The following is a 6890-nucleotide window of genomic DNA, read 5'->3' as shown; positions in this document are numbered from 1 at the left end:
ATGGTCGCTGACGGGGAACAGCTGAAGCCAAATCGCAAGATCGAGCAACATGACAGCAAGACAGATTTCGAGCCAAAGCGGTAGACCCGTCAGGTTGAAGAGCCCCCAGCCAAGCTCGGCCGCGAGGCCCGCAGCTGCCGTCATCGCCAATAACGGGGCGATCAGGAGGAGCGCGCGCACGAGACCGGTTGCGATGACCAGCATTGCGGTATTTGTCGTCCAGCGCTTCAGCCGAGATTGCAGTCGCGGTCGGCGCGGCGCCATCGCTTCCAGCGCCGAGAACAGAAAGAATGCCGCCAGAAAGACACCCATCCTGAAAACTGGCTCAGACAGTCCGAAAAGCGTGACTGGGTCATTGGCCATGGCGGCGTTCCGGTCTCATGGCGACTGAGCCCTGACGCGCAAGCAGCTTGCCCCAATTTCGATCATAGGGGTGCACCAGATCTGTCGCGCCGCTCTCATCGACCAGCGGACGGCTCTCATTGTGCCACGCAAAAATGCCGCCGCTCAGATTGTAAATCTCGCGCGTGCCAATTGCCTGCAGCGCGTCCTTGGATTTGTCCGCCAGCTTCGAAGAGCGCACGCCGACAGAGCAATAAAAGATCACGCTCTTGTTTGCCGCATTTGGGCCAATAGCTTCTGCAACTTGCATGGCAGAAGCGCGCGGACTGATACGCACCGCGCCTGGAATGTGGCTGACCGCATACTCCGCTTCGCGGCGAACATCGGCTAAAATGATGCCGTCATCTTGCTCGACCATATCCGCAAAATGCGCCGTGGAGAGATGTCCGATCTCGGGAAAGGAGGCTTCTAGATCGCTTGCGATCAGATCGAGTTTTCCCGGGTCCGCCATCGCCTTGCCCAAGAGACCGGGTATCGAAAGGGCCGCGTAAAACAGAATGAGACGAAACATCATTATGCCCGTCATAGGGCCTCTTGTTAGTCCAGGACAGTGACCGAGTCACACAATTCAGGAGGCTGTCGCTCTCAGCATCCAAGCCGTTTTCTCGTGCAGTGTGATGCGCGGCGTGACCACATCAGCTGTGGCATCGTCGCCAATATCTTCTGCGATCCGCAGGACATCGCGCGCGGACTTCGCGACTTGCTCATGGCCTTTTGCAAGCGTTTCGACCATTTCTTTCCAGTCCGGACGGCCCGTCTCTTCTTTGATACTCGAGAGCTTTGCCATCTCGCCATATGAGACGGGCGCATACTCGCCGAGTGCGCGAATACGTTCAGCAAGCTCATCAACCGCAGTCCACATTTCAGTATACTGGTCCATAAACTGAACGTGTAATTGTTGAAAATGAGGGCCTTCCACATTCCAATGATAGCCGTGGGTTTTTAGATAAAGCGTATACGTATCAGCCAATAGTTTGGCGACAGATTGAGCCGAACGTTGGCGGTCGGACTCGGAAATACCAATATTGATATCCATGATCGTGTCTTTCTGAGGTCTTAGCCTCTCTTTTCAAATTGCGCTTCTTCGGCGCGGTGGTGGATTTGTAGATTAAACAATGCAGCCTTGGCGAGCGGTAACAGCCATAGTGTGAGACCAAACGTTGCGCCGAGCACAAAGACATAACCTGCTATTTTTGCAGCAATTGAGATGTCTGCGATCGGCAAAATGAAGTAAAACGGGGCCATCAAAATCATGATGGCGAAGCCGACAGCGGTATCTGCCACTGTGAAATCCTGCTGGCAATGGTCGCATTTGGATTTGAGTTTCAGATAGCCGTGAAACAGCTTGCCTTCGCCGCAAACACCGCAGCGCCCGCGAAGGGCGGCTTTCAGGGGGACGGATACAGACATGACAAGCCTCCAAGAAAGCCTGCGCCGGATCAGCGAAGATCCGGCGCAAGCCAAGGTTTTTTTATTTGACGTCAGTGAAGCGCAGATATGGACGAAGCTCATCCCATCCCTGCGGGAATTTCACGCTGGCTTGCTCATTGGTCACCGATGGCGGGATGATGACCTTGCCGCCTGGTAGCCAGTCGGCTGGCGTCGCGATCCCGTATTTGTCGCCGGTCTGGAGCGCGTCGATGACACGCAGAATTTCATCAAAGTTGCGACCGACGCTCATCGGATAGGTCATGGTCAGGCGGATTTTCTTGTTCGGGTCGATGATGAAGACCGAGCGGACCGCAGCCGTTTCACTCTCACCTGGGTGAATCATGTCGTAGAGCTGAGCCACCTTGTGATCGGCGTCGGCAACAATCGGGAAAGCCAGATCGGTGTCTTGTGTGTCATTCACATCATCGATCCATTTGATGTGCTCTTCGACTGTATCAGTGGAGAGACCGAGTGGTTTTGTGTTGCGATTGACGAATTCCTGGGACAGCTGCGCCGTACGGCCCATTTCGGTCGTGCAGACCGGCGTGAAGTCTGCCGGGTGACTGAAGAAGAAGACCCAGCTGTCGCCGATCCAGTCGTGAAAAGTGATCTCACCCTTGGTGGTCGGGATCGTGAAATTTGGGGCGGTGTCGCCGATTCTGAGAGACATGATATGCTCCTGTTTTGAGGTTGTGGACGATGTCCGTTGGGAGGAACGCTGACGTTCCGGTTTAAAGTAGTATATTGTATCACACTTTTAAAATTGATAATTATGCGATGAGGTATCGATTTACTCTATGGCTGCTGCTCCACAACGGCATAAGAGCCATGACAGGCGGCACACCCACTCAGAATGGTTGAGAATTGCAGTTGAAGATTCCCGACTGGGGCCTCATTGGCCATGTCAGCGAGTGCGCCGAATTCGTGCCGAACTGTTTGCGACATCTCCCGGAACGGCGCGGGTACCTTTTGCCGGATTGTTCGTCCAATCGGTTCACCGGCCCCTTTGGATATATCTTGGGCTGTTTCTAGCAGCAGGTCGCGGTCGCTGTCGGCAAGGGCATAAGACGCCGTCTGCAGGCCCTGTAGAAAGGCGATCATTTCTTCGCGGACGTGGGCGCGCTCTTCTGCTGTCAGATATACGGCAAGGCGACCATCCTCGGCGCGCTCAGCCATAGGCTGCGGCGCAATGATCGTTGGTTCAGCTTTGGTTGAGTGTGCGCCGGTCATAGCAAGATAAGTTATGCCGCAACCGGCGAGCGCACCGATGACGCCCACGGCCAGAGTTTGGGTTAAGGTCGCCACCTCAAAAACTCAACACAGTTTCGCCGGGCTGGGCTAGGATAGTCCCCATCTCAGCTGGTGTAGCAACGCCCACCCCATCCAAAAGCGCCTCTTCGCCAAAAGGCCGGTTGGGAAGGTAAATCGCACATACGTCTACGGGGACCCCTTCGCTCATCAATTTTTTAAGCAAACCTTGCGGGCTGGTGCCTTTTGGCGCCAATGGCGTTGTCGCGCTTTCCGGTGCCGCCTTAAGGCCAAGATCACCGCCTGCGCTGCAGAGTAAAATGCGCGGCGTTTCGCCTTGCGCCTTGGCACTCATCGTCAACACAAGCGCCATCAACTGGGTTTCTGGATTTTGGTCAGTAATAATGGTTATCATTGTGTCATGTTCCAGGGTTTGAAACGACGCTGCCGGCACAGATGCGGTCGCGCAGGCTGATACAGCCAGAGCTGTCAGGACTGCTGTGGATATTTGCTTGATCGTCATTTGCGGCCTCCGCCTGCGCCATATCCGGGACGCCCACTTCGCGCGACGCAACGCTGGAAAGCAGGCAAATGATTGTTAGCAGAGGCATCCCTCAAGGCGTTCAACACACGCGCAATGTCGGGATAGTTCTGGACGCGAGGCAGAAGATCCTCATCATACAAGCGGACATTTTCAATCTCCGCTGCAACACCAATTTCGCACAGACCTTTCAGATCCAGCGTTTCGGTGCGGGGATCTATCTCGGTTTCATCGACAGGTACGGCTACACCGTAGCGCTGATAGAGCGGAAGCAGCGCGTCTATGTGGCGCTGCTCTGCGCGGGCGATGTTTATAAAGGGTCTCACATCGCCGAAACGGTCGAGTACGATCGTATAAGTCGCCAAGGCATGGCGTTCATCGGCAAGCGCCAGATGAAGCGCTTCAATCACAGGCTCTGGCAGCGGCGCTTGTGCTGCGCTTGTCGCAGGGACCATGGCCGATACTGTCGCCGCTGCAACACAGGCCCGCTTATGCGCGCCTCGTCGGCGATGTCTCTTTTGCTTGCACATGGGGAATTTCCTTTCGTCTAGCCGCGCCACAATAGGAATAAAGGAACCCAGATGAGCGAGGTCGTGAGCAGGCCTTTGATGGTCTGATAGGCAATCCAAACCCAGAAGAGTTCCTTCTTGCGCGCATTCAGAGACCCAAGGGCGCTACGGATGGTGTTCCGGGGCAAAGCGCGCATCTCCTAAATCACCAGCTTGATAATGCCGCCGACGATGAGGATTGCTGCAACCCCCAGCGCCCAAAGCCCGACAAACCAGCCAATCTCTTTCAGGCCTGTCTTTTCGACATGACCGCGATCTTCTTCCCGCATCAGTGATACCCCGCATCTGGATCGACTTTTCCGCGAAATACCCAGTAGGAATAGGCGGTGTAAGCGAGAATGAGGGGCAGCAGGATAACCGCGCCTACCAACATGAAGAGCAGGCTGGAATCAGGCGCGGCCGCCTCCTGGATCGTAATCGCGCGCGGCACAATGTAGGGCGTGATGCCGATGCCAAGCCCTGCAAAGCAGAGCGCGAACAGACCAATTGTCGTTGGGAACGCAATAGCGTCCTTTCGTTTGATGAGACTCCAACCAAGGATTGCAGCGAGGATCGCGGTGAGCGTCGGCACCGGCAGGACAAACAGAAGCTGCGGGAAGGTGAACCAGCGTTCGGCAATCTCTGGTGAGAGGAACGGCGTCCAGAGACTGACAATGCCGACAAAGGCGAGCGTCGCAAGCCCGCTGCGTATGGCAAAGCGATAAGCGCTGTCGCGCAACGTACCTTCAGTTTTTAACACCAGCCAGGTCGTGCCCAGTAAGGCGTATCCTGCCACCAAGGCGATTCCGCACGTCACGGTGAATGGCGTCAGCCAATCCCACCAGCCGCCGCCATAGGCGCGGCCATCAACTTCGATACCCTGAACGAAGGCGCCCAAAACAATGCCCTGGCAGAACGTCGCGATCAGTGATCCGAAAAAGAAAGATCGGTCCCAGATCTTCTCATGGGCCTTGTCACGCCAGCGATACTCAAAAGCGACGCCGCGAAAGACCAAAGCCAGGATCATGATGATGAAGGGCGCATAGAGCGCTGGCATCACCACGGCATAAGCGAGCGGAAATGCTGCAAACAGGCCGCCGCCGCCGAGGACAAGCCAGGTCTCATTGCCGTCCCATACCGGGGCAACTGAGTTCATGGCGACGTCACGGTCGGCATCATTCTTGAGGAAGGGAAAGACAATCCCAATCCCGAGATCGAAGCCATCAAGGATGACATAGATGAAGATGGCGAGGGCAAGCAGCCCGGCCCAAATCGTAGGGAGATCAAACATTGAGACGCCTCCTATTCTGCCGGAAGCGCGTCAGGGCGCTTGGCGGCGAGCTGGGTTGTGCCAGCTGTCCGGGTTGGGGTTTCTGGAAGCGGTGCGACGTCACCCGGCAGCTTGTTCATCATTTTCAGGATGTAATAGGTGCCCGCGCCGAACAGGGCGAAGTAGACGAAAATGAAGGCAATCAGCGAGGCGGCGACGGCAGGGGCTTCAACCGGGGCAATCGACTCGATCGTCATCAGATGGCCGTAAACGGTGTAGGGCTGGCGGCCGACTTCGGTCGTGATCCAACCTGCAAGCACGGCGACAAATCCTGTCGGCCCCATTAGCATGGCGAGGCGATGGAAGAGCGGCGTATCATAGAGACTTTTGCGCCAGCGCAAGAACAGGCTGATAAACCCGACGAGCATCATCAGCATGCCGAGGCCGACCATAATACGGAAGCTCCAGAAGACGACAGGCACAGGCGGCTGCAACTCATCCGGCACGGTGTCGAGGCCCTTCATCGGGGCATTGAGGTCGTGCTTGATGATTAGAGATGAGAGTTTTGGAATGCCAACGGCATAGTCGAGACGTTGCTCCTCTTCATTCGGGATGCCGAACAGGTAGAGCGGCGCACCTTCCGGGTGGCTCTCATAATGGCCCTCCATGGCCATGACTTTCACAGGCTGGTGCTCGTAAGTGTTCACGCCGTGAAAGTCGCCCGCCACAACTTGCAAGGGCGCGACGATGGCCAGCATCCACATCGCCATGGAGAACATCTTGCGCGCTTCGAGATTGGTCTTGTTGCGCAAGAGGTGCAGTGCGCCGACCGCGCCGACGACAAGTGAGGTCGTCAGATAAGCGGCGAGCACCATATGCACGAGGCGATAAGGGAAGGATGGGTTGAAAACGATCGCCCACCAGTTTTCAGGCACGAACTGGCCGACCTCGTTGATGGAGAACCCCGCCGGTGTCTGCATCCAGCTGTTGACCGAGAGGATCCATGTCGCTGACAGAAGCGTTCCAAAGGCGACCATGATCGTGGCCAGGAAGTGGAGCTTTTTGGACACCCGGCCCATGCCAAATAGCATCACACCAAGAAAACCTGCTTCGAGGAAAAAGGCGGTCAGAACTTCATAGGCCATAAGGGGCCCGATCACTGGGCCAGCTTTGTCTGAGAAGACGCTCCAATTGGTGCCGAACTGGTAAGACATGACGATGCCAGAGACGACGCCCATGCCGAACGCGACAGCGAATATCTTCCGCCAGTATTTGAACAGGCGCAAATAGACTGGATTGTCGGTTTTCAGCCACAGGCCTTCCAGCACCATAAGATAGGAGGCCAGGCCAATCGAGAAGGCTGGAAAGATGATGTGAAAACTGACCGTAAAGGCGAATTGTATGCGCGCGAGGAGTACGGCGTCGAGAGCTTCTAACATGAGGCTTTACC

General features: G+C 56.0%; 10 protein-coding genes and 1 pseudogene. All 11 read right to left on the bottom strand.

The features are described from left to right. Positions 1-363, bottom strand: a pseudogene (locus B3527_RS06020) (hypothetical protein); the annotation flags it as partial. Next, entirely contained in the window at positions 353-916 is a 564-nt protein-coding gene (locus B3527_RS06015) for a rhodanese-like domain-containing protein (protein WP_290479266.1), read from the bottom strand. The pseudogene B3527_RS06020 and the gene B3527_RS06015, both read right to left, overlap by 11 nt. A 54-nt stretch (positions 917-970) precedes the next feature. After that, the gene (locus B3527_RS06010) at positions 971-1438 is read right to left on the bottom strand and encodes a Dps family protein (protein ID WP_290479267.1); all 468 of its coding nucleotides are present in this window, start codon (positions 1436-1438) and stop codon (positions 971-973) included. A 20-nt stretch (positions 1439-1458) separates the two neighbouring features. Further along, positions 1459-1812 carry a DUF983 domain-containing protein gene (locus B3527_RS06005; protein ID WP_290479268.1) on the bottom strand — a complete coding sequence of 118 codons (354 nt, stop codon included), beginning with the start codon at positions 1810-1812 and terminating at the stop codon, positions 1459-1461. 61 nt (positions 1813-1873) lie between these two features. Beyond that, the gene (locus B3527_RS06000; protein ID WP_290479269.1) at positions 1874-2503 is read right to left on the bottom strand and encodes a peroxiredoxin; all 630 of its coding nucleotides are present in this window, start codon (positions 2501-2503) and stop codon (positions 1874-1876) included. A gap of 125 nt (positions 2504-2628) precedes the next feature. Beyond that, positions 2629-3138 carry a hypothetical protein gene (locus tag B3527_RS05995; RefSeq protein ID WP_290479270.1) on the bottom strand — a complete coding sequence of 170 codons (510 nt, stop codon included), beginning with the start codon at positions 3136-3138 and terminating at the stop codon, positions 2629-2631. Position 3139: 1 nt separating this feature from the next. After that, positions 3140-3604 carry a hypothetical protein gene (locus B3527_RS05990; protein WP_290479271.1) on the bottom strand — a complete coding sequence of 155 codons (465 nt, stop codon included), beginning with the start codon at positions 3602-3604 and terminating at the stop codon, positions 3140-3142. Then, a complete protein-coding gene (locus B3527_RS05985) occupies positions 3601-4077 on the bottom strand; it encodes a ferritin-like domain-containing protein (protein WP_290479272.1) in 477 nt (158 codons plus the stop codon). Before B3527_RS05985 ends, B3527_RS05990 begins: the two co-directional genes overlap by 4 nt. 254 nt (positions 4078-4331) lie before the next feature. Continuing rightward, entirely contained in the window at positions 4332-4460 is a 129-nt protein-coding gene (locus B3527_RS05980; protein WP_290479273.1) for a hypothetical protein, read from the bottom strand. Beyond that, a complete protein-coding gene (cydB, locus tag B3527_RS05975) occupies positions 4460-5461 on the bottom strand; it encodes a cytochrome d ubiquinol oxidase subunit II (RefSeq protein WP_290479274.1) in 1002 nt (333 codons plus the stop codon). Before cydB ends, B3527_RS05980 begins: the two co-directional genes overlap by 1 nt. A gap of 11 nt (positions 5462-5472) precedes the next feature. After that, positions 5473-6879 carry a cytochrome ubiquinol oxidase subunit I gene (locus B3527_RS05970; protein WP_290479275.1) on the bottom strand — a complete coding sequence of 469 codons (1407 nt, stop codon included), beginning with the start codon at positions 6877-6879 and terminating at the stop codon, positions 5473-5475. Positions 6880-6890: the final 11 nt, after the last annotated feature.

The organism is Hyphomonas sp. UBA4505 (genome assembly GCF_002388685.1).
In the GTDB taxonomy this organism is placed as follows: domain Bacteria; phylum Pseudomonadota; class Alphaproteobacteria; order Caulobacterales; family Hyphomonadaceae; genus Hyphomonas.
The sequence above is the reverse complement of the archived record's forward strand: the minus strand, read 5'-3'. Positions and strand labels throughout refer to the sequence as shown.